The following is a 20010-nucleotide window of genomic DNA, read 5'->3' as shown; positions in this document are numbered from 1 at the left end:
AAGCACAGGAGACACATGGGAGCGCAACTTCGGGTCTACCGGCAGAAGATCAAGTCTGCCCAGACGACCAAGAAGATCACTCGGGCCATGGAGTTGATCTCCGCTTCGCGCATCCAGAAGGCGCAGGCGCGAGTCGCGGCTTCCACCCCGTATTCGCGTGCGATCACGCAGGCGGTGTCGGCCGTCGCCACCTACTCGAACGTCGAGCACGTGCTGACTACCGAACCCGAGGTCATCAACCGTGCCGCGGTCGTCATCTTCGCCTCGGACCGTGGACTCGCGGGCGCGTTCAGCTCGCAGGTACTGCGTGAGGCTGAACAGCTCAGCGAGCTGCTGCGCAACCAGGGCAAGGACGTCGTCTATTACCTCGTCGGCCGCAAGGCCCTGGCGTACTTCAGCTTCCGCCGTCGTGTGTCCGAGCAGTCGTGGACCGGCGGAACCGACCGTCCCGAGTTCGACACCGCCCAGGAAATCGGCGACGCACTTCTGTCGGCCTTCCTGCGCGAAGCCGATGACGGTGGCGTCGACGAGATCCACATCGTCTACAACCGCTTCGTGAGCATGGTCACCCAGGTTCCCCAGGTTGTGCGCCTTCTGCCCCTGGAGGTCGTCGAGGGTGAAGCCGGCGACGTGCCCGCCACGCTGCCGCTCTACGAATTCGAACCGGACCCCGAGACCGTGCTCGACGCCCTGTTGCCGGTCTACATCGAAAGCCGCATCTTCAACGCCATGTTGCAGTCCGCGGCCTCGGAGCACGCCAGCCGCCAGAAGGCGATGAAGTCGGCCAGCGACAATGCCGACAAGCTCATCAAGGACTTCACCCGGCTGTCGAACAATGCGCGCCAGACCGAGATCACGCAGCAGATTTCCGAGATCGTGGGTGGAGCCGACGCGCTCTCATCCGCCAAGAACTAATCCAGAGAAGAGAGAGCAATGACTGACACCGCAATCGCGCCAGTCCTCGAAGAGGGCACAGCCGGCGCTGTGGGCCGCATCGCACGCGTCACGGGCCCCGTCGTGGACATCGAGTTCCCGCACGACTCGATCCCTGGCATGTACAACGCGCTCAAGACGACCATCGTCATCGGCGACGAGTCGACCGAGATCACCCTCGAGGTCGCCCTGCACCTCGGTGACGACCTGGTTCGCGCCATCGCCCTGAACCCGACCGACGGCCTCGTCCGCGGCCAGGAGGTCCGGGACACCGGCTCGCCCATCATGGTTCCGGTCGGCAACGTCACCAAGGGCCGCGTCTTCAACGTCATCGGCGAGGTCCTCAACGCCAAGCCCGGTGAGAAGATCGAGATCACCGAGCGCTGGCCCATCCACCGCAAGCCGCCGCCCTTCGACCAGCTGGAGTCCAAGACCCAGCTGTTCGAGACCGGCATCAAGGTCATCGACCTGCTCACGCCGTACGTGCTCGGTGGAAAGATCGGCCTCTTCGGTGGTGCCGGTGTCGGCAAGACCGTCCTGATCCAGGAAATGATTCAGCGCGTTGCGCAGGACCACGGTGGTGTGTCGGTGTTCGCCGGTGTCGGCGAGCGTACCCGTGAGGGCAACGACCTCATCGGCGAAATGGAAGAGGCGGGCGTCTTCGACAAGACCGCCCTCGTGTTCGGCCAGATGGACGAGCCGCCGGGAACGCGTCTGCGTGTCGCGCTCTCCGCGCTGACCATGGCCGAGTACTTCCGTGACGTCGCCAAGCAGGACGTGTTGCTCTTCATCGACAACATCTTCCGCTTCACCCAGGCCGGATCCGAGGTGTCGACCCTGCTGGGCCGCATGCCGTCCGCCGTGGGCTACCAGCCGAACCTGGCCGACGAGATGGGCATCCTGCAGGAGCGCATCACGTCGACCCGTGGCCACTCGATCACCTCGCTTCAGGCCATTTACGTGCCTGCCGACGACTACACCGACCCGGCTCCGGCGACCACGTTCGCGCACCTCGACGCCACCACAGAGCTGTCGCGTGAGATCGCGTCGAAGGGCCTGTACCCGGCCGTCGACCCGCTCACCTCGTCCAGCCGTATCCTCGACCCCCGCTACTTGGGCGCCGACCACTACAACACGGCCGTTCGCGTCAAGGCGATCCTGCAGAAGAACAAGGAACTCCAGGAGATCATCGCGATCCTCGGTGTTGACGAGCTCTCTGAAGAGGACAAGGTCACCGTGGCCCGCGCCCGGCGCATCCAGCAGTTCCTGTCGCAGAACACCTACATGGCGAAGAAGTTCACGGGCGTCGAGGGTTCGACGGTGTCGCTCAAGGACACCATCGAGTCGTTCACGGCCATCGCCAACGGTGACTTCGACCACGTGTCGGAGCAGGCATTCTTCAACGTCGGTGGCATCAACGACGTCGAAGAGAAGTGGGCTCAGATCCAGAAGGAGAACGGCTAAGCATGGCTTCGGCTTCGCTCACCGTGACTCTCGTCTCGGCGGACCAGCAGGTCTGGTCCGGCGAGGCGTCCATGGTTGTCGCGCGCACGGTGGAAGGCGAGATCGGTATTCTTGTCGGCCACGAGCCGTTGCTGGCCATCCTGTCCAGCGGCGAGGTTCGCATCACGCTGCTGGACGGAACCAAGGTCGTCGCCGAGGCTGACGACGGGTTCCTGTCCGTGGACAACGACATCATCTCCATTGTCGCCCGCCGGGCCGCACTCGTTTAGGCGCCGCCTGATTTAGGATCCTCGTGTTTGTATTGCTACCGCCGTCGGAGACGAAACGCTCCGGCGGCGTTTGCATGCCCCTGGCGATTGACTCCCTGGCCTTCCCGGCGCTGACCGGTCGCCGCCACGTGCTCACTACCGCCCTGGCCGCGCTGGCCGCCGATCAGGACGCCACCGTGCGCGCCCTCAAGCTCGGCCGCACCCAACTCGCCGAGATCGACCGCAACGCCGCCCTGCTGTCCTCCCCGACGACCCCGGTTATCGACAGGTACACCGGGGTGCTCTATGACGCGTTGGCCGCCGACACCCTGTCGCCGGCGGCCCGCGACTTCGCAGGCAGGCACCTGCTGGTGCACTCCGCGCTGCTCGGACCCGTCGGGGGGCTCGACCTCGTACCCGCCTACAGGCTCTCGCACGACTCCCGGCTGCCGGGCCTGCCCCTCAAGAAGCACTGGGCTGCCGACGTGTCCGCGGCGCTCGAGGCCACCGCGTCCGATGGTTCGGGCGGGCTGCTGCTCGACCTGCGCTCGGAAGGGTACGTGTCGCTGGGACCTGCGGCGGGGCATCCGCGGCGGTTCTACCTGCGGGTGGTGACCGAGAGCGCCGACGGTCGCACCCGCGCCCTCAACCACTTCAACAAGAAGGCCAAGGGCGACTTCACCAGGGCGCTGCTGCAGCACGGCCAGGCCTTCGACACCGTCGACGCGCTCCTCGCCTGGGCGCCGACGGCCGGATTCGCCCTGCGGCCCGGCGCTGTCGGCGAACTCGAACTCGTCGTCGCCGGTCACCTCTAGTATGAATTCGTGCAGAGACAACGAGTAAACGTCACCGTCACCGGCGCCGGAGGCAACATCGGCTATGCGCTGATGTTCCGCATCGCCTCGGGCCAATTGCTCGGACCTGACGTTCCCGTCGCGCTCCGCCTGCTCGAGATCCCCAGCGGTCTCCGGGCCGCGGAGGGCAGCGCGTTCGAACTGCAGGACAGCGCCTTCCCGCTGCTGCGCGAGGTGCTCGTGACGGATGACCCGGTGCAGGCCTTCGACGGCGCCAACGTGGCCATCCTCGTGGGCTCGCGGCCCCGCGGACCCGGCCAGCAGCGTGCGGACCTGCTCGAGGGCAATGCCCGCATCTTCGGCCCGCAGGGCGCCGCCATCAACGCCGGCGCCGCCGACGACATCAGGGTGGTGGTGGTGGGCAACCCGGCCAACACCAATGCCCTGGTCACGGCCAGCCACGCGCCGGATGTACCCGCCGACCGTTTCACCGCCCTGACCAGGCTCGATCACAACCGCGCGGTCGCCCAGCTCGCGGCGCACCTGTCGGTGCCGGTCACCTCGGTGAGTGGCGTGGCTATCTGGGGCAACCACTCGGCCCTGCAGTACCCCGACGTGTCCCACGCCACCATCGACGGACGCCCGGTGCGGGAGCTCGTCGACGAGGCCTGGCTGGTGAACGAGTTCATCCCGCGGGTGGCCAACCGCGGCGCCGAGATCATCGCCGTGCGCGGAGCGTCCTCGATGGGGTCTGCCGCCAGCGCCACGGTCGACCATGTCTACGACTGGGTGAACGGCACCGGTCACGACTGGACCAGCGCCGGAGTGTTCTCCGACGGGTCATACGGCGTGCCGGCCGGCCTGGTGTCGTCCTACCCCGTGCGCTCCCTGGGCGGCCGTTGGGCGATCGAGCCGGGGCTGGCTGTTGACGACTTCTCCCGCGCCCGGATCAACACCTCGGTGGCCGAACTGCAGGCGGAGCGCGCCGCCGTCGGTGCCCTGGGGCTGCTCGGCCCGCGAGAATCCGCCTAGGCCGGCGCCGGCGCCAGGTGGCAGCCGAGCACGTGGTCGTTCACGAGCCCGCTCGACTGCATCAGCGCGTACATGGTGGTCGGGCCCACGAACCTGTAGCCGCGGGCTCTGAGTGTCGTGCTGAGCGCGGTGGACTCCGGCGTGATCGCCGGCACCTCGGCCAGATCAGTGAGCGGCGTGCTCCGCGGTGCTGGTGCGAAGCTCCAGATCAGCTCGGTCAGGCTCTCGCCCAGGGCCAGGGTGGTTCGGGCGTTGTCGATGGTGGCGGTGATCTTGCCCCGGTGCCGGATGATGCGCTCATCGGTGAGCAGCCGCTCCACATCCGCCTCGGTGAACGCGGCGACGGCATCGACGTTGAAACCGGCGAACGCGGCCCGGAACGCCGGCCGGCGCCGGAGGATCGTGATCCAGGACAGCCCCGCCTGGAATCCCTCCAGGCACAGCTTCTCGAACAGGCGCTGCTCATCGCGCAGCGGCCGGCCCCACTCCTCGTCGTGGTAGCGCCGGTACTCGGCGTCGTTCGCGGCCCAGCCGCACCGGGCGACTCCGTCGTCACCGACGACGACGGATGGCCGCGGAATCACGGTTTCCTCGGTTGTCATCCGACGTACTCGATGCCCTCGTGCCGCAACAGCCACTGTTTGGTGGGGATGCCCTCGCCGGCGCTGAAACCGGTGATGCGCCCGTTAGAGGCGAGCACCCGATGGCAGCCCACCAGGATCGGCGCCGGGTTCGCGCCGACGGCGCCGCCGATCGCCCGGCCGGCGCCGCTCCTGCCGATCGAACGGCCCAGCTCACCGTAGGAAAGATGATCGCCGAAGGGGATGGCGGCCAGACCCCGCCAGACGCTCTGCTGGAACTCGGTGCCGCGGTTCAACCGCACCGGCACATCGAAGGTGACCCTCGCGCCGGCGAAGTACTCGCCGAGTTCAGCGGCGGCGCGTCCAAGCAGCGCGTTGGGAGCCTCCGGCAGGCCTTCCAGGGGGAGGTGGCCGTCCCTGACGATGGCCAGGGACCAGACCTCGGTGTCATCGCCCGTGAGCTCGAGGTCGCCGAGGGGACTCTGCACGCGGATCAGGTTCGGGGGAGTGGGGGCTGCGCTGGTCATAGTGTGACTGTAGTCGGCGGTCCCGAACGGTTCCGGCGGTTTTCGGACAGGGGAATATCCGGCCGGTCAGGGGCCTGTGGAGGAGGGGCCGTAGGTGGTCACATCATCGCCGCACAGGAATAGTCTGTAGCAATGGCTCAGATCGACTATCGCACTCTCGGCAACTCCGGCCTCGTCGTCTCGACGATCGGTCTGGGCTGCAATAACTTCGGCCGTAACGGCACCAGCACCGAGACCCAGGCGGGTACCTCCCTGGTGATCGATGCGGCCATCGACACCGGTGTGACCCTGTTCGACACCGCGGACATTTACGGCGCGGAACGCGGACTCAGCGAAACCCTGATGGGCAACGCCCTGCGCGGCAAGCGCGACCAGATCGTGCTCGCCACCAAGTTCGGCATGGACATGGCCGGCGCGAACGGCCCCGACTGGGACGCCCGCGGCTCCCGCCGCTACATCCGTCTGGCCGTCGAAGCGTCGCTCACCCGGCTGCAGACCGACTGGATCGACCTGTACCAACTGCACCGGCCCGACGCCAACACCCCCATCGAGGAGACCCTCGAGACCCTGGACGACCTCATCCGTGAGGGCAAGATCCGCTACATCGGCCACTCCAACCTGGCCGGCTGGCAGATCGCCGAAGCCGAATTCACCGCCAGGATCAACCATCACCCGGCCTTCATCTCGGCACAGAACGAGTACAGCCTGCTCGTGCGCGACGCCGAAGACGAGGTCCTGCCCGCCGTGAACGCCTACGGCCTGGGCTTCCTGCCGTTCTTTCCGCTCTACAACGGGCTGTTCACCGGCAAGTTCAGTCGTGAGGGCGGCCCGGCGGACAGCCGCATCATGACCATCCGCCGGCACCTGCTCGACGACGCCCCCTGGGACACCATCGAGCGTTACCAGCAGTTCTGCGACGACCGCGGCGTGAGCATGCTGGCCGCGACCCTGGCCTGGCTCCTGGCCCAGCCCGGTCTCACCAGCGTGATCGCCGGCGCCACCAAGCCGGAGCAGATCGTGCAGAACGCCGAGGCCGCCACCACCTGGCGGCCCACGGCTGAAGACGTCGCCTACATCTCCGCCCTCTTCGCCTGATGCTCTGGACCCTGCTCGTTCGCTACCTCCGGCCGCACTGGCGCCTGCTGGTGGCCGTCGTCGTCTTCCAGCTGGCGCAGTCGATCGCGTCGCTCTACCTGCCATCGTTGAACGCCGACATCATCGACGAGGGCGTGGCCACCGGCGACACCGGCTACATCCTCCGCGTCGGCGGGATCATGCTGATGATCACCCTCGGCCAGATCATCTGCGCCATCATCGCCGTCTACTTCGGCGCCAAGGCGGCCATGGCCCTCGGCCGTGACCTGCGCGGGGCGGTCTTCACCAGGGTCGGCGAATTCTCCGAGCAGGAGGTCAGCCGATTCGGCGCCCCCTCGCTGATCACCCGCTCCACCAACGACGTGCAACAGGTGCAGATGCTCGTGCTCACCACCTGCACCCTGCTGGTCTCAGCGCCCATCCTCTGCATCGGCGGGGTGATCATGGCGATGCGCCAGGACCTCGAACTGTCCTGGCTGATCGCCGTCAGCGTGCCCGTGCTGCTCGTGGCCGTCGGGCTGATCATCGTGCGCATGGTGCCGCTGTTCAGGGTGATGCAGGTGCGCATCGACACCGTCAACCGGGTGCTGCGCGAACAGCTCACCGGCATCCGGGTCATTCGCGCATTCGTGCGCGAAGACGTGGAGACCCGCCGCTTCGGCCAGGCCAACACCGACGTCACCCACACCGCCCTGCAGGCCGGCCGGCTGATGGCGCTGATGTTCCCCGTGGTGATGCTGGTGCTCAACGTCTCCAGCGTCGCCGTGATTTGGTTCGGCGCGTTCCGCATCGAAGACGGATCGATGCAGGTGGGCACCCTGATCGCGTTCCTCAGCTACCTGATGCAGATCCTGATGGCCGTGATGATGGCGACCTTCATGGCCGTGATGATTCCCCGCGCCACAGTGTCGGCCGACCGGATCGGCGAGGTGCTCGACACCGCCTCCAGCGTGCGTCCGCCAAAGAACCCCGTGAACCAGACGCACGGGCACGGCGAGCTGGAGCTTCGGGGCGTGAGCTTCGCCTACCCCGGCGCCGAACAGCCCGTGCTCAGCGACATCAGCTTCGTGGCCAGACCCGGGTTCACCACCGCCATCATCGGCAGCACCGGTTCGGGCAAGACCACCCTGGTCAACCTGCTGCCGCGCCTGTTCGATGCCACCAGCGGCACCGTGCTGTTCGGCGGTGTCGACGTGCGCGAGCTGAACCCCGACCTGCTCTGGGGCCACATCGGCCTGGTTCCGCAGAAGCCCTACCTGTTCTCCGGCACCGTGCGCAGCAACCTGCTCTACGGCAAGCCGGATGCCACCGAGGCCGAGATCTGGCAGGCGCTGGAGACCGCGCAGGCCCGCGACTTCGTCGAACGGCTCGACGGTGGCCTCGACGCCGCCATCGCCCAGGGCGGCACCAACGTTTCCGGCGGGCAGCGGCAACGCCTCGCAATCGCCCGGGCGCTGGTGAAACGGCCGGAGCTATATATCTTCGATGACTCATTCTCGGCGCTCGACCTCGCCACGGATGCCCGGCTGCGGGCGGCCCTGGCCGCGGACGTCGCCGACGCCACCATGATCATCGTGGCCCAGCGGGTGTCCACGATCCTCGACGCCGACCAGATCCTCGTCGTCGAAGACGGCCGCATCGTCGCGAGCGGCACCCACGAACAGCTGCTGGCGACCTCGTCGACCTACCAGGAAATTGCGGCATCCCAGCTGGCAGCGGAGGCCACCTCATGAGCGACACCGAAACCGCCGACGACAAGGTACCGGCACGCCCACCGCGGGGCGGCGGCCCGTTCGGCGGCATGAACATGCCGGCCGAGAAGGCGATGAACTTCGGGCCGAGCGCCAAACGCCTGATCGGCACGCTCCGCCCCGAGCGGGTGTGGCTGGTGCTGGTGCTGGCGCTCGCCGTGATCAGCGTCACATTCTCGGTGATCGGCCCCCGACTGCTCGGCGAGGGCACCAACCTGATCTTCTCCGGCGTCGTGAGCAAGGCCCTGCCGGCCGGGGCCACTCAGGCCGAGGTGATCGCCGGACTGCGCGCATCCGGCGACACCGCGCAGGCCGACATGCTCAGCGCCATGACCCTCACCCCCGGCCTCGGCATCGACTTCGCGGCCCTGTCTGCCGTGTTGTTCTGGGTGCTGGCGCTCTACATCCTCGCGTCGGTGTTCAGCTGGCTGCAGGCGCTGGTGCTCAACGCCGTCGTGCAGCGCACGGTGTTCAGGCTGCGCGAGGAAATCGAGGCCAAGATCAACCGGCTGCCGTTGGGCTACTTCGACACCGTCAAGCGCGGTGAGCTGCTCAGCCGGGTGACCAACGACGTCGACAACATCTCGCAGAGCCTGCAACAGTCGCTCAGCCAGGTGGTCACGTCACTGCTCACCGTCATCGGCGTGATCGTGATGATGCTGCTTCTCTCGCCGCTGCTCGCCGTGATTGCGCTGGTCACCGTGCCGCTGACCCTGGTCACCACGGTGCTGATCGCCAAGCGGTCGCAGAGGCTCTTCGTGGCGCAGTGGGCCCACACCGGGGAGCTCAACGGCCAGATCGAGGAGACCTTCTCCGGGCACGCCCTGGTCAAGGTCTTCGGCCGGCAGAAGGAGGTGGAGCAGCGCTTCGCCGCGAAGAACGACGAACTCTACGAGGCCAGCTTCGGCGGCCAGTTCGTCAGCGGCATGATCATGCCCGCCATGACCTTCATCGGCAACCTGGTCTACGTGGCCATCGCCGTCGTCGGTGGCCTACAGGTGGCGTCGGGGGCCATGCAGCTCGGTGACGTGCAGGCGTTCATCCAGTACTCCCGGCAGTTCACCCAGCCGCTGGCGCAGCTGGGCTCGATGGCCAACCTGCTGCAGTCCGGCGTCGCCAGCGCCGAGCGGGTCTTCGAGCTGCTGGATGCCGACGAGCAGACCCCGGACGCCGACCCGGCCGAGACGCCCGCGGAGACCCGCGGGCGACTGGTGTTCGAGGACGTGTCGTTCAGCTACAGCGCCGACAAGCCGCTCATCCAGGGCCTGAACCTGGTGGCCGAACCCGGCCAGACCGTGGCGATCGTGGGCCCGACCGGCGCCGGCAAGACCACCCTGGTGAACCTGATGATGCGCTTCTACGAGCTCGACGGGGGCCGGATCACCCTGGACGGTGTGGATATCGCCGGGATGACCCGCAACGACCTGCGCGGCCGGATGGGCATGGTGCTGCAGGACACCTGGCTGTTCGGCGGCAGCATCCGCGACAACATCGCCTACGGCCGGCCGGACGCCACCGAGGAGCAGATCCTCGAGGCCGCGACGGCCACCTACGTGGACAGGTTCGTGCACTCGCTGCCGGACGGCTACGACACCGTGCTCGACGACGAGGGCGGCAACGTCAGCGCCGGGGAGAAGCAGCTGCTCACCATCGCGCGGGCGTTCCTGGCCCGGCCCAGCGTGCTGATCCTCGACGAGGCCACCAGCTCCGTCGATACCCGCACCGAGGTGCTCGTGCAGCACGCCATGAAGGCACTCCGCGCCGATCGCACCAGCTTCGTGATCGCGCACCGACTGTCGACCATCCGCGACGCCGACCTGATCCTGGTGATGGAGGCGGGCCAGATCGTGGAGCAGGGCAGCCACGCCGAGCTGCTCGAAGCCGACGGCGCATACAGGTCCCTCTACGACTCCCAATTCGCAGCTGCCATCGAGTAGCCCCGGCCCCGCGAACTGTGAGAAAAGCCCCAGAAACGTCGAGTTTCTGGGGCTTTTCTCACAGTTCGCGAGGGGGAGGGAGTGGGTTACTTGGCGGGCCAGACGGGGAGGACGGCGCGGCCGGCGGTGGAGTTGTAGACCACGGCGAACGAGCCGTACCAGGCCAGCAGTGCGGTGAGGATGCCGAACCAGCCGCCGAGCTGGTGGATCGCGGTGATCCCGGTGTACGCGCCGATGGCCAGCAGCACGAAGGTGATCGAGAGGGCGACGAAGACGATGAAGATCGAGCCGTTGGTCTTCTTGGCGGCCACGGTCATGTAGAGCGTGAAGATCGCCCAGGCCAGCAGGAAGGTGCCCATGCCGGCGGCGCCGGCCTCGACGTTGCCGCCGGTGCTCTCCAGGTACCAGAACGCCAGCCAGAACGCACCGAACGAGGTGAACGCCGTGGCGCCGAAGGTGTTGCCGTTGCGCAGCTCCCAGATGCCGGCAATGACCTGGGCGATGCCGCCGTAGAACAGCGCGAGGCCGAGGACGGCGACGCTGGAGGGAACGATTCCGGTGTTGGACATGCTGAGCACGAAGGTCGTGAGCGCGAACGCGCCCAGGCCGAGGGCGCCGGGATCGGCGAGGGGGCCGTGGGACGGGGCTGCGGGGGCTGCGGACATGGGTGCGGCGGGTGCTGTCGCGGAGGCCGCGGGGGCCTCCGGATACGTCGTATTGATCTGATTCATTTGTTTTGAGATTATCAGCCGCACCCGGCCCCACCCCGCCGACCGAGTAGTGCACAGGCCACCGGCCCGGCAGGTTCTGCACAGGTCGGCCGGCGTCCGGTCGCCCTGGCCGGATCCGGCGCACCGTCGAGGCATGCAGAAGACAATCGTGAAGACCCCGACTCCCCAGGATTTCCTCGCCCTCGTGCCCCAACTTGTGGGCTTCCACCCCGCCCAAAGCCTGGTGCTCGTCGCGTTCCGCGGCAACCGCACCTGCGGTGCGCTGCGGTTCAACCTCCCCAGCCCCGACGCCGGTCCGCAGGAACTCCGACGCATCGCCGGCGCCCTGCTCGGCACCCTGTGCAAGATTCCCGGCGTTGACGCCCTCGTACCGGTGAGCTACACCGACGAGTCGATCGGCGACGCCCCGGCGACCGACGTGGCCGACCTGCCGCAGGGCGCGTTCCTGCGGGCGATCCTCACCCGCGCCGGCCAGGCCGGCTTCCTGGTGCGCGACGCCCTGTGCGTGGCCGCGGATGGCTGGGCCTCCTACCTGGACGCCGCACCTGACCGTGGCCGGCCACGCAAGCAACCGCTGCGGCATCCGCTCCGCGAAATCAAGGACTCCAGCGTCAGCGAGGGATTCCCAGGCGACGCCCGCCGTGAACTGGGCCGGTTGCACACCGGCGCCGAGTTGCCCAGGGTGGACCTCGCCACCCGGGAACGCTGCGCCAGGCGCCTGGCCCGCTACCAACGGCTCGGCCCCGACCTGGGGCCGGTCCCTGAGCTGATCGAGATGGTCGGCGACATGCTCGACCCTGTCGGCACCGCGGAATCCGCGCTGGGCGTGAACCCCGCCGAGCTCAGCATCGACGAGGCCGCCGCGCTGCTCTTCCTGATTCAGGGTCCGGCCACCCGCGACCAGATGATGCTGCAGTTCGCCTTCGGCGAGGCCGAGGGCCACCGCAGCCTGGCGCTGAACCGGCACTACGCCAGACGGCAGCGGGAGACGGGCCTGAGCATGGACGACGTCGTCGAGGCCGATATGGCGGCCGGCCGGGCGCTGCAGGAAGACTCGCCGACGACCGGGGACCTGATGCTCGGCCTCAGCCGGGACCGGCCGGACCCGGAACGGGTCAGCCGGGGCATCCGGCTGCTCAAGCTGCTCGTGGCGATGGCACCCCGGTCGGCCAGGCCGGCGCCGCTGTGCATGCTGGCCTGGCTGAGCTGGACGCTGGGCCGAGGGTCGGTCGCGGGAATCTACATCGACACGGCCCTGGACATCGACGGCGAGTACGGCATGGCGCGGCTGCTGTTGCAGCTGATCGGCAGCGGCCACCTGCCGGAGTGGGCCTTCGAGGTGCCCGACGAGACGGACCTCTGAGCCCGTTCAGGCAGCCGGGGCCTGCGCGATGCGCACGGTGTTTCCGGACGGATCCCGGAAGGCGCAGTCGCGTGGGCCCCAGGGCTGGTCGGTGGGCTCCTGGAGCACCTCGGCGCCGGACGCACGCACGGTCTCGAACGTCGCGTCGACGTCGTCCGAGCGGAACACGAGCATCGGCAGGACCCCCTTGGTGAGCAGCTCCTGGAGCGCATCGCCGTCGGCCGGCGACCGGCCGGCGTGCGGCTCCGACAGCACGATCTCGAGACCGGGCTGGGCATCGCTGCCGAGAGTGACCCAGCGGAATTTTCCGGACGGCACGTCGCTGCGCACCTCGAGCCCGAGCGCGTCCCGGTAGAACGCGATCGCCTCGTCGACATCGTTGACGGTGATGTTGCAGTACTGGAGTGAGATTGTCGTTGTCATGCGACGAATCTAGGCCGCTAGCGTCCGGCGCGCTTCTTGGATCCTGCTCGATTCGCGGGCAGTGCCCGGCGGGCGCCGAACCGGGCGGGTGTGAGTCTGGGCGACACAGGCCGGCATGGCCGTCACGGACGCGTGCGTGCGCGCCCGATAGGCGCTCGGAGCCTCGCCGACGATCTCGGCGAACCGGGTGCTGAACGAGCCCAGCGAGGTGCAGCCGACCCTCATGCAGGCATCCGTGACGCTCGCGCCACCGCGGAGCAACGCCATCGCCCGCTCGATCCGGCGGGTCATCAGGTAGCTGTACGGCGTCTCGCCGTACGCCGCCCGGAACCGTCGGGAAAAGTGCGCGGGCGACATCAGCGCCCGGCGCGCCATGGTGGGGACGTCGAGCGGGTTCGCGTACTCCCGATCGATCAGGTCCCGGGCCCGGCGCAGGCAGGCGAGAATCTCGAGTTCCTGCGGAGTCACCATTTCACGCTAGCACCGGGCCGAGCGACCGGCTAGAGGTGCTTCGGCGCCTCCGACAGCACGCCGTGCAGGATGTCGCCGATCTCGTGGATCTCGGCCGGGCCGATGGTCAGCGGCGGTGCGAGCTGCACGACGGGGTCGCCCCGGTCATCCGCCCGGCAGTACAGCCCCGCCTCGAACAACGCACCGGACAGGTATCCGCGCAGCAACCGCTCGGACTCCGCGTCGTTGAAGGTCTCCTTGGTGGCCTTGTCCTTGACCAGCTCGATGCCGAAGAAGTACCCCTCGCCGCGCACATCACCCACGATCGGCAGTTCGAGCAGCTTCTCCAGCTCCGCCCTGAACACCGGCGAATTCTCCCGCACGTTCTCGTTGAGCTTCTCCTCCTCGAAAATGTCGAGGTTGGCCAGCGCCACCGCTGCGGAGACCGGATGGCCGCCGAAGGTGTAGCCGTGATAGAACGCCGTGTCGCCGTGCTTGAACGGTTCGTAGATGCGGTCGCTGATGATCGTCGCGCCGATCGGAGAGTACCCGCTGGTCATGCCCTTGGCGCAGGTGATCATGTCCGGTTCGATGCCGAAGGTCGTCGAGGCGAACATGTTGCCGATCCGGCCGAACGCCGTGATGACCTCATCGGCCACCAGCAGCACGTCGTAGGTGTCGCAGATCTCGCGCACCCGCTTGAAGTAGCCCGGCGGCGGTGGGAAACAGCCGCCGGAGTTCTGCACGGGCTCCAGGAACACCGCGGCCACGGTTTCCGGCCCCTCGAACTGGATCATCTCTTCGATACGGTTCGCGGCCCACAGACCGAACGCTTCCACGTCGTCGCCGTGCCCCGAACCCATCTCATCGGCCCGGTAGAAGTTGGTGTTCGGCACCCTGAACCCGCCGGGGGTGACCGGCTCGAACATCTCCTTGAGCGCGGGGATACCTGTGATCGCCAGGGCACCCTGGGTGGTGCCGTGATAGGCGACCGAGCGGGAGATCACCTTGTGCTTGGTGGGCCGGCCCTGCAACTTCCAGTAGTACTTGGCCAGCTTGAACGCGGTTTCGACGGCCTCGCCACCGCCGGTGGAGAAGAACACCCGGTTGAGGTCGCCCGGGGCATGCTCGGCCAGCCTGTCGGCGAGCTCGATGGCGCTCGGGTGCGCGTAGGACCAGAGCGGGAAAAACGCGAGTTCCTCGGCCTGCGTTGCGGCCGCCTGGGCGAGGCGTTTGCGGCCGTGACCGGCGTTCACCACGAACAACCCGCTCAGGCCGTCGATGTAGCGCTTGCCGGTGGAGTCCCAAATGTGGTGGCCGAGCCCCTTGGTGATGACGGGAACACCGGCACCGGATTCCAGCACCGACTGGCGGGCGAAGTGCATCCAGAGGTGGTCCTTCGCCTTCTGCTGCAGGTCGGCGTTCTCGGCGTCGGTGTAGACGCGCGGGCCGATGGTGGGCTCTGTGATGGTCATCGCGGTTACCGTGTTCCCCAGTTGTACAACTGTTTGTGAAGCTTGAGGTAGACGAAGGTCTCGGTCGAGGCGACCCCCTCAAGCGCGCGGATCTGTGAATTGAGCAGGGCGATCAGTTCGTCGTCGTTCTCGCAGACGACCTCGGCCAGGATGTCGAAGGAACCTGCGGTGAGCACGACGTAGTCGACGGCGGCGATCGCGGCGAGCTGATCGGCCAGGACCCGGGTGTCTCCGGTGGCGCGGATGCCGATCATGGCCTGCCGGTAGAAGCCCAGCTGCATGGGGTCGGTCACCGCGACGACCTGCATGACCCCGGCCTCGGTGAGTTTCTGCACACGTTGGCGCACCGCGGCCTCGCTCAGACCGACAGCCTTGCCGATCTCGGCGTAGGACCGCCGGCCGTCCACCTGCAGCTGCTCGATGATCTTCTTGGACACATCGTCCAGTTGCGCGGGCCGACCCGCACTGCCGCGTCCATTGCTGCTCATCACCCGATTGTGACAGTGAAGGGGCTATGCGGCAAGTGAATCAGTCGTGAAACACGAGTTTCACAACGGATTCCGGGCGGCTAGGCTGACGCGCATGAGCGCGCTACGCAACTTCATCAACGGCGACCACGTCGAGTCCACCTCAGCGACCACCATCGACCTCATCGACCCTGCCACCGAGCAGAGCTACGGCTCCAGCCCGGTGTCGACCGCCGCCGACGTGGATTCGGCCTACCGGGCCGCCGCGGCCGCGTTCGAGGGTTGGGGCGAATCCACCCCCGCCGAACGCCAGCTGGCCCTGTTTCGCATCGCCGATGGCGTGGAGGCGCGCGCAGAGGAATTCGCCGACGCGGAATCCCGGGACACCGGCAAACCGCGCAGCACCCTCGTCGACGACGAGATCCTGGTGTCGGTGGACCAGATCCGGTTCTTCGCCGGTGCCGCCAGGGTGCTCGAGGGCAGAAGCGGCGGCGAGTATATGAAGGACCACACCTCTTTCATCCGCCGGGAGCCGATCGGCGTCGTCGGTCAGGTGACACCGTGGAATTACCCGCTGAACATGGCGGTGTGGAAGTTCGCCCCGGCGCTCGCCGCCGGCAACACCACGGTGCTCAAGCCCTCCGACACCACCCCGAGCGCCACCCTGCTGCTGGCGGAAGTGGCTGCGGAGTTCCTGCCGCCGGGCGTGTTCAACGTGGTGATGGGGGATCGCAGCACCGGAGCGGCGATGATCGACCACAAGATCCCGCAACTGGTCTCGATCACCGGTTCGGTGCGCGCCGGCATGGAGGTGGCCAGGGCCGCCGCCACCGACCTCAAACGGGTGCACCTGGAGCTCGGCGGCAAGGCGCCGGTCGTCGTCTTCGACGACGCCGACATCGCGCAGGCCGTTGAGGGCATCAGCGCGGCAGGCTTCTTCAACGCCGGCCAGGACTGCACGGCAGCCACCCGGGTGCTCGTGCAGGCCGGCATCCACGACGAGTTCGTGGCGGCGCTCGCCGCCCACGCCGCCCAGAACGCCCGCACCGGGCCGCCGAGCGAGGCGGGCTTCCTGTTCGGACCGGTGAACAACCGCAACCAGCTGGACCAGGTGACCGGCTTCATCGACCGGCTGCCCGACCACGCCGTGGTCGAGCTCGGCGGCCACCGGCAGGGCAGCACCGGCTATTTCCACGAGGCCACCGTGGTGAGCGGGCTGCGGCAGACCGACGAGGCGGTGCAGCGGGAGATCTTCGGCCCGGTGATCACCGTGCAGAGCTTCACCGATGAAGCCGAGGCCCTGGCCTGGGCCAACGACGTGCAGTACGGGCTGGCCTCGTCGGTGTGGACCTCCAATCATGGGCGGGCCATGCGGATGGCCAAGCGCCTGGACTTCGGCTGCGTCTGGATCAACACCCACATTCCGATCGTCGCCGAGATGCCGCACGGCGGGTTCAAACACTCCGGCTACGGCAAGGACCTGTCAATGTACGGCTTCGAGGACTACACCCGGATCAAGCACGTGATGAGCTACATCGGCTGAGTCGACTCGGCCGTCGGGTTTAGCATCAAAGGAACGAGGGAGCCTGATGCAACTGGGACGGGTCGGCTGCGAGACCGCGCCGTTGGAGAGCGCCGAATGGACGTTCGTGGTGGGCCGCGGGTTCCTGGCCGTTGTGCCCGCCAGCACCGCCAGCCCCGTCGTGGCCGCCCTGCACGCCCTCGCCGCTGAGACCGCCGTCACACTCGAGGCGCTCGTGTCGCTGATCCCGCTTGGCGGTGCTGGAGAACCGGACGCGTTCGCGGTGATCGTGCCGGGCGTCCGCCGCGCCGGCGACGGGACAAACGGAGACGACCCGACGCAAGACGGCATCCCCGTGCACGCCGTCGTGCGTGGAGCCATCGCCGTGGACGTCTTCTCGATCGGGGGATCCCGCCGGTTCACCGACCGCAACATCAGGCCCTGGCTGCTGGCGGAGTTCCAGTCCGTGACCGGGCTGGTGATCGGCTCACCGCTGGCCGCCGTCGCTCGGGCCGACCGGCTGGGTGCCGGGCGGATGCTGGGCACGGGCATCGACGCCGGTGACACCCTGTTCTGGTCGGTCGCCGGGGAACCGGACGGCACCGCTGACACTGTACTTCGCCCCAGGCGGATCGTGGACGACACCGTCGTGCTTGACCGGCGAATGCGTGACCGTGTTGTCGTCGTGGCCGCCGGCGCACCGGCCGTCGAGCCGTCGGGCGAACCGGCCGACCCCTCCGTCGGCGAATCCGCCGCCGGATCTGCCGCCGACGAACCCGCCGACCGGCCGGGGCCCTACGGGTTCAGGTTGGCCACCGGCGAGGTGGTGCGACTGGGCGCGGTGTACCGGATCGGGCGGAGCCCCCGGCCCCGGCGCATCCAGCCCGGTGAGCGGCTGGAGCTGATCGTGGTGGCCTCAGCGACAGCGCTCGTCTCGGCGAATCACCTCGAAATCCGGCAGGACGGCGACGCCGTCGTCGTCACCGACCTCGGTTCGACGAACGGCACACTGGTTCATTTTCCCCTCGGTCGCACCCAGCGGTTGCGCTTCGGAGCCTCGCTCACGGTGTTGCCCGGTACAACGGTGGACATCGGGGACGGTAACCTGATCGAGATACTGCCAGCGGACTGACCGTCGTTCGCTGCGTTGCCGCACGTTTGTATTCGGAAGGCACCACCCGTGACCCAGATAGGTCAAGGCTCACCCAGCCACACGATCGCGCTCCCCGCGGTGAAGAAATCCGTCACCCTGGCCTGGTCCGCGCTCACCGACGTTGGTCATCGCCGCGAAGTCAATGAAGACAGCCTGGTAACCCGATCACCCATTTTTGCGGTGGCCGACGGCATGGGCGGCCACTCCGCCGGCGATGTCGCCAGCAAGGCCGTGGTGACCCGGCTCGCCGAACTGGGCAGCGACGCTGATACGACGGCAGAGGCCATCAACCGGGCCCTCGCCCTCGCCGTTGACGACATGAAGGCCGGCGAAGGCGTCACCGACTTGGGCACCGGCACCACCGTCACCGGCGTTGCCGTGGCCATCGTCTCGGATGCCCCGCAGTTCATCGCGTACAACATCGGCGACTCGCGGGTCTACCAGCTCAGCTCCGGGGTCCTGGAGCAGGTGACGGTCGACCATTCGGTGGTGCAGGAGCTCGTCGACGCGGGCCGGATCACCCGTGAGGAAGCGGATGTGCATCCGCACGGAAATGTGATCACCCGGGCCGTCGGATTCCACGAACCACCGGTGCCCGATTATCGCATCCTGCCGCTGACGGCGGGCCAGCGCATCCTGGTCTGTTCGGACGGTCTCACCAAGGAGCTGACCGCATACGGCATCCGGCATTTTCTGCTGTCGAACCCGAAGGCCGAGGACGCCGTCGCGGCTCTGGTGACCGCGGCGCTGGAGAACGGCGGCCGCGACAACGTGACCGCGATAGTCCTGGACGTGCTCAGCGTCGACGATCTCGACGGTAGTCAAGACGAGAGTGTTCATGACGCCGGTGTTCATGACGACGCGGCCGACGCCGCTGCCGGGGCCTGACGACCCGCAGCCGTAGAATTGTGCAGGGTCGTCGATACCCGTGACGACGACCACATCCTGCGATCAGGCAGGGCAAGCAGGCAATCCGGTCGGTTCCTTCGACCGTTCGAGACGATTCACGGGAGGCGCCATGGCGGTAAGACTGCCGTCGACGCCCCCGGCCCTGCCGGGGTTCTCCTACCTGAGGCCGTTGGGTGCCGGTGGCTTCGCCGATGTGTTCCTGTACGAACAGAACCTGCCGCGGCGCCAGGTGGCAGTCAAGGTCCTCATCGCCGAGGTTGTCAGCGACCCGGTCAGGCGTCTGTTCCAGGCCGAGGCGAACCTGATGGCTCAGCTGTCGGCCCACCCGTCGGTGCTCACGGTGTTCCAGGCCGGGGTGTCCGCCGACGGCCGCCCGTTCCTGGTGATGGAGTACTGCTCCAACGCCCTCGAGCAGCGCTACCGGTCGGGCCGCCTGCCGGTGTCCGAACTGCTCCGGATCGGGGTGACCATCGCCAGCGCCGTGGAGACCGCCCATCGGGCCGGCGTGCTGCACCGGGACATCAAGCCGTCGAACATCCTGATCACCGCGTACGGGCATCCGGTGCTGTCCGACTTCGGCATTGCGGCCACCCTCGGTGAGGTGGAGGAGAGCGACCAGGTCGGGCTCTCGATCCCATGGTCGGCGCCCGAGGTGCTGTTCGACGAGAGCCCGGGCTCGGTGGCCGCCGAGGTCTGGTCACTCGGGGCGACGCTCTACACGCTGCTGGCCGGCCGGTCGCCGTTCGAACTACCCGGCGATCGCAACGGGCCCGCCCAGCTGATGGCCCGCATCCAGAAGATGGCCCTGCCGCCCATCGGTCGGCCCGACGTGCCGGAGCGCCTGGAGCTGGTGCTGGCCCGGGCCCTCTCCAAACGCCCCGAGCGGCGCCAGGCCAGTGCGCTCGAGCTGATCCGGGAGCTGCAGGCTGTCGAGGCCGAGCTCGGGCTCGCCCAGACTCCGCTCGAGCTCGCGACGGCCGAGTGGGAAGCCCAGGCCGCCGGGGACGCCGACGATCAGACCCGCATCACCGGCCTGGTCTCCGTGGACGCTCAGCCGGCCCGCCGCCAACGTCGGGAGTCGGGCGCCGCCCGCACCGCTGCTTCGCCGGCCCGCGCCGACCCGACCCGCGCCGACCGTCCGCGCCCCGCCCAGCG

Annotated in this window: 20 protein-coding genes; 13 read left to right on the top strand and 7 right to left on the bottom strand. The window is 68.0% G+C overall.

Annotated features, from left to right (window positions below):
- Positions 1 to 15: 15 nt before the first annotated feature.
- Genes E3T19_RS07990 through E3T19_RS07970 form a run of 5 tightly spaced genes read left to right on the top strand, consistent with a single transcriptional unit; the run spans position 16 to position 4471 of the window.
- A complete protein-coding gene (locus tag E3T19_RS07990) occupies positions 16 to 915 on the top strand; it encodes a F0F1 ATP synthase subunit gamma (protein ID WP_088455451.1) in 900 nt (299 codons plus the stop codon).
- 18 nt (positions 916 to 933) lie between these two features.
- Positions 934 to 2397, top strand: a complete 1464-nt coding sequence (gene atpD, locus E3T19_RS07985) for a F0F1 ATP synthase subunit beta (protein WP_088455452.1) — start codon at positions 934 to 936, stop codon at positions 2395 to 2397.
- Between the two features lie 2 nt (positions 2398 to 2399).
- On the top strand, positions 2400 to 2666 hold the full coding sequence (locus E3T19_RS07980) for a F0F1 ATP synthase subunit epsilon (protein ID WP_088455453.1): 267 nt from the start codon (positions 2400 to 2402) through the stop codon (positions 2664 to 2666).
- A gap of 23 nt (positions 2667 to 2689) precedes the next feature.
- Positions 2690 to 3460, top strand: coding sequence for a YaaA family protein (locus tag E3T19_RS07975; RefSeq protein WP_088455454.1), 771 nt, complete (start codon positions 2690 to 2692; stop codon positions 3458 to 3460).
- 9 nt (positions 3461 to 3469) lie between these two features.
- Complete coding sequence (locus E3T19_RS07970; protein WP_134408543.1) at positions 3470 to 4471, top strand: malate dehydrogenase; 1002 nt, start codon at positions 3470 to 3472, stop codon at positions 4469 to 4471.
- On the opposite strand, the gene E3T19_RS07965 is transcribed toward E3T19_RS07970, so the two are convergent.
- Positions 4468 to 5073, bottom strand: coding sequence for a DNA-3-methyladenine glycosylase I (locus tag E3T19_RS07965; protein ID WP_103478790.1), 606 nt, complete (start codon positions 5071 to 5073; stop codon positions 4468 to 4470). The two genes, E3T19_RS07970 and E3T19_RS07965, sit on opposite strands and share 4 nt — an antisense overlap.
- Complete coding sequence (locus tag E3T19_RS07960) at positions 5070 to 5579, bottom strand: methylated-DNA--[protein]-cysteine S-methyltransferase (RefSeq protein ID WP_088455457.1); 510 nt, start codon at positions 5577 to 5579, stop codon at positions 5070 to 5072. The genes E3T19_RS07965 and E3T19_RS07960 overlap by 4 nt, the downstream gene beginning before the upstream one ends.
- A gap of 132 nt (positions 5580 to 5711) precedes the next feature.
- Between E3T19_RS07960 and E3T19_RS07955 the strand changes: the two genes are divergently transcribed.
- Genes E3T19_RS07955 through E3T19_RS07945 form a run of 3 tightly spaced genes read left to right on the top strand, consistent with a single transcriptional unit; the run spans position 5712 to position 10362 of the window.
- Complete coding sequence (locus tag E3T19_RS07955) at positions 5712 to 6674, top strand: aldo/keto reductase (protein ID WP_088455458.1); 963 nt, start codon at positions 5712 to 5714, stop codon at positions 6672 to 6674.
- Positions 6674 to 8407, top strand: a complete 1734-nt coding sequence (locus E3T19_RS07950) for an ABC transporter ATP-binding protein (protein ID WP_103459631.1) — start codon at positions 6674 to 6676, stop codon at positions 8405 to 8407. The genes E3T19_RS07955 and E3T19_RS07950 overlap by 1 nt, the downstream gene beginning before the upstream one ends.
- Positions 8404 to 10362 (top strand): ABC transporter ATP-binding protein, encoded by a 1959-nt coding sequence (locus E3T19_RS07945; protein ID WP_134408542.1) that lies wholly within the window; start codon positions 8404 to 8406, stop codon positions 10360 to 10362. The genes E3T19_RS07950 and E3T19_RS07945 overlap by 4 nt, the downstream gene beginning before the upstream one ends.
- A gap of 86 nt (positions 10363 to 10448) precedes the next feature.
- On the opposite strand, the gene E3T19_RS07940 is transcribed toward E3T19_RS07945, so the two are convergent.
- Positions 10449 to 11093, bottom strand: coding sequence for an acetate uptake transporter (locus tag E3T19_RS07940; RefSeq protein ID WP_240632392.1), 645 nt, complete (start codon positions 11091 to 11093; stop codon positions 10449 to 10451).
- Positions 11094 to 11226: 133 nt separating this feature from the next.
- Here E3T19_RS07940 and E3T19_RS07935 point away from each other — a divergent pair, with 133 nt between their 5' ends.
- Positions 11227 to 12456 carry a DUF4192 family protein gene (locus E3T19_RS07935; protein WP_134408541.1) on the top strand — a complete coding sequence of 410 codons (1230 nt, stop codon included), beginning with the start codon at positions 11227 to 11229 and terminating at the stop codon, positions 12454 to 12456.
- 6 nt (positions 12457 to 12462) lie between these two features.
- On the opposite strand, the gene E3T19_RS07930 is transcribed toward E3T19_RS07935, so the two are convergent.
- From E3T19_RS07930 to E3T19_RS07915, 4 genes are read right to left on the bottom strand one after another with little or no spacing between them, the layout of a single operon-like run.
- Positions 12463 to 12879: a VOC family protein gene (locus tag E3T19_RS07930; RefSeq protein ID WP_088455462.1), complete on the bottom strand. Its 417-nt coding sequence runs from the start codon at positions 12877 to 12879 to the stop codon at positions 12463 to 12465.
- A gap of 9 nt (positions 12880 to 12888) precedes the next feature.
- Positions 12889 to 13347 (bottom strand): helix-turn-helix transcriptional regulator, encoded by a 459-nt coding sequence (locus E3T19_RS07925; protein WP_088457897.1) that lies wholly within the window; start codon positions 13345 to 13347, stop codon positions 12889 to 12891.
- Between the two features lie 32 nt (positions 13348 to 13379).
- A complete protein-coding gene (locus E3T19_RS07920) occupies positions 13380 to 14804 on the bottom strand; it encodes an aspartate aminotransferase family protein (RefSeq protein WP_134408540.1) in 1425 nt (474 codons plus the stop codon).
- Between the two features lie 5 nt (positions 14805 to 14809).
- Positions 14810 to 15292 (bottom strand): Lrp/AsnC family transcriptional regulator, encoded by a 483-nt coding sequence (locus E3T19_RS07915; RefSeq protein ID WP_088455464.1) that lies wholly within the window; start codon positions 15290 to 15292, stop codon positions 14810 to 14812.
- A gap of 94 nt (positions 15293 to 15386) precedes the next feature.
- Between E3T19_RS07915 and E3T19_RS07910 the strand changes: the two genes are divergently transcribed.
- The 4 genes from E3T19_RS07910 to E3T19_RS07895 form a co-directional block, all read left to right on the top strand.
- A complete protein-coding gene (locus E3T19_RS07910) occupies positions 15387 to 16814 on the top strand; it encodes a gamma-aminobutyraldehyde dehydrogenase (protein ID WP_134408539.1) in 1428 nt (475 codons plus the stop codon).
- Positions 16815 to 16860: 46 nt separating this feature from the next.
- A complete protein-coding gene (locus tag E3T19_RS07905) occupies positions 16861 to 17925 on the top strand; it encodes an FHA domain-containing protein (RefSeq protein ID WP_134408538.1) in 1065 nt (354 codons plus the stop codon).
- 48 nt (positions 17926 to 17973) lie between these two features.
- Complete coding sequence (locus E3T19_RS07900) at positions 17974 to 18834, top strand: PP2C family serine/threonine-protein phosphatase (protein ID WP_134408537.1); 861 nt, start codon at positions 17974 to 17976, stop codon at positions 18832 to 18834.
- 130 nt (positions 18835 to 18964) lie between these two features.
- A partial coding sequence (locus tag E3T19_RS07895; RefSeq protein WP_134408536.1) for a serine/threonine-protein kinase occupies positions 18965 to 20010 on the top strand: 1046 nt, incomplete at its 3' end.

The sequence above is a fragment of the Cryobacterium sp. TMT4-31 genome, from assembly GCF_004403385.1.
In the GTDB taxonomy this organism is placed as follows: domain Bacteria; phylum Actinomycetota; class Actinomycetes; order Actinomycetales; family Microbacteriaceae; genus Cryobacterium; species Cryobacterium zongtaii.
The sequence above is the reverse complement of the archived record's forward strand: the minus strand, read 5'-3'. Positions and strand labels throughout refer to the sequence as shown.

Coding starts and splice junctions, on each gene's coding strand:
- E3T19_RS07990 (WP_088455451.1), top strand. CDS start 16: ATGGGAGCGCAACTTCGGGTCTACCGGCAGAAGATCAAGTCTGCCCAG.
- atpD (WP_088455452.1), top strand. CDS start 934: ATGACTGACACCGCAATCGCGCCAGTCCTCGAAGAGGGCACAGCCGGC.
- E3T19_RS07980 (WP_088455453.1), top strand. CDS start 2,400: ATGGCTTCGGCTTCGCTCACCGTGACTCTCGTCTCGGCGGACCAGCAG.
- E3T19_RS07965 (WP_103478790.1), bottom strand. CDS start 5,073: ATGACAACCGAGGAAACCGTGATTCCGCGGCCATCCGTCGTCGTCGGT.
- E3T19_RS07960 (WP_088455457.1), bottom strand. CDS start 5,579: ATGACCAGCGCAGCCCCCACTCCCCCGAACCTGATCCGCGTGCAGAGT.
- E3T19_RS07955 (WP_088455458.1), top strand. CDS start 5,712: ATGGCTCAGATCGACTATCGCACTCTCGGCAACTCCGGCCTCGTCGTC.
- E3T19_RS07950 (WP_103459631.1), top strand. CDS start 6,674: ATGCTCTGGACCCTGCTCGTTCGCTACCTCCGGCCGCACTGGCGCCTG.
- E3T19_RS07945 (WP_134408542.1), top strand. CDS start 8,404: ATGAGCGACACCGAAACCGCCGACGACAAGGTACCGGCACGCCCACCG.
- E3T19_RS07940 (WP_240632392.1), bottom strand. CDS start 11,093: ATGAATCAGATCAATACGACGTATCCGGAGGCCCCCGCGGCCTCCGCG.
- E3T19_RS07935 (WP_134408541.1), top strand. CDS start 11,227: ATGCAGAAGACAATCGTGAAGACCCCGACTCCCCAGGATTTCCTCGCC.
- E3T19_RS07930 (WP_088455462.1), bottom strand. CDS start 12,879: ATGACAACGACAATCTCACTCCAGTACTGCAACATCACCGTCAACGAT.
- E3T19_RS07920 (WP_134408540.1), bottom strand. CDS start 14,804: ATGACCATCACAGAGCCCACCATCGGCCCGCGCGTCTACACCGACGCC.
- E3T19_RS07915 (WP_088455464.1), bottom strand. CDS start 15,292: ATGAGCAGCAATGGACGCGGCAGTGCGGGTCGGCCCGCGCAACTGGAC.
- E3T19_RS07910 (WP_134408539.1), top strand. CDS start 15,387: ATGAGCGCGCTACGCAACTTCATCAACGGCGACCACGTCGAGTCCACC.
- E3T19_RS07905 (WP_134408538.1), top strand. CDS start 16,861: ATGCAACTGGGACGGGTCGGCTGCGAGACCGCGCCGTTGGAGAGCGCC.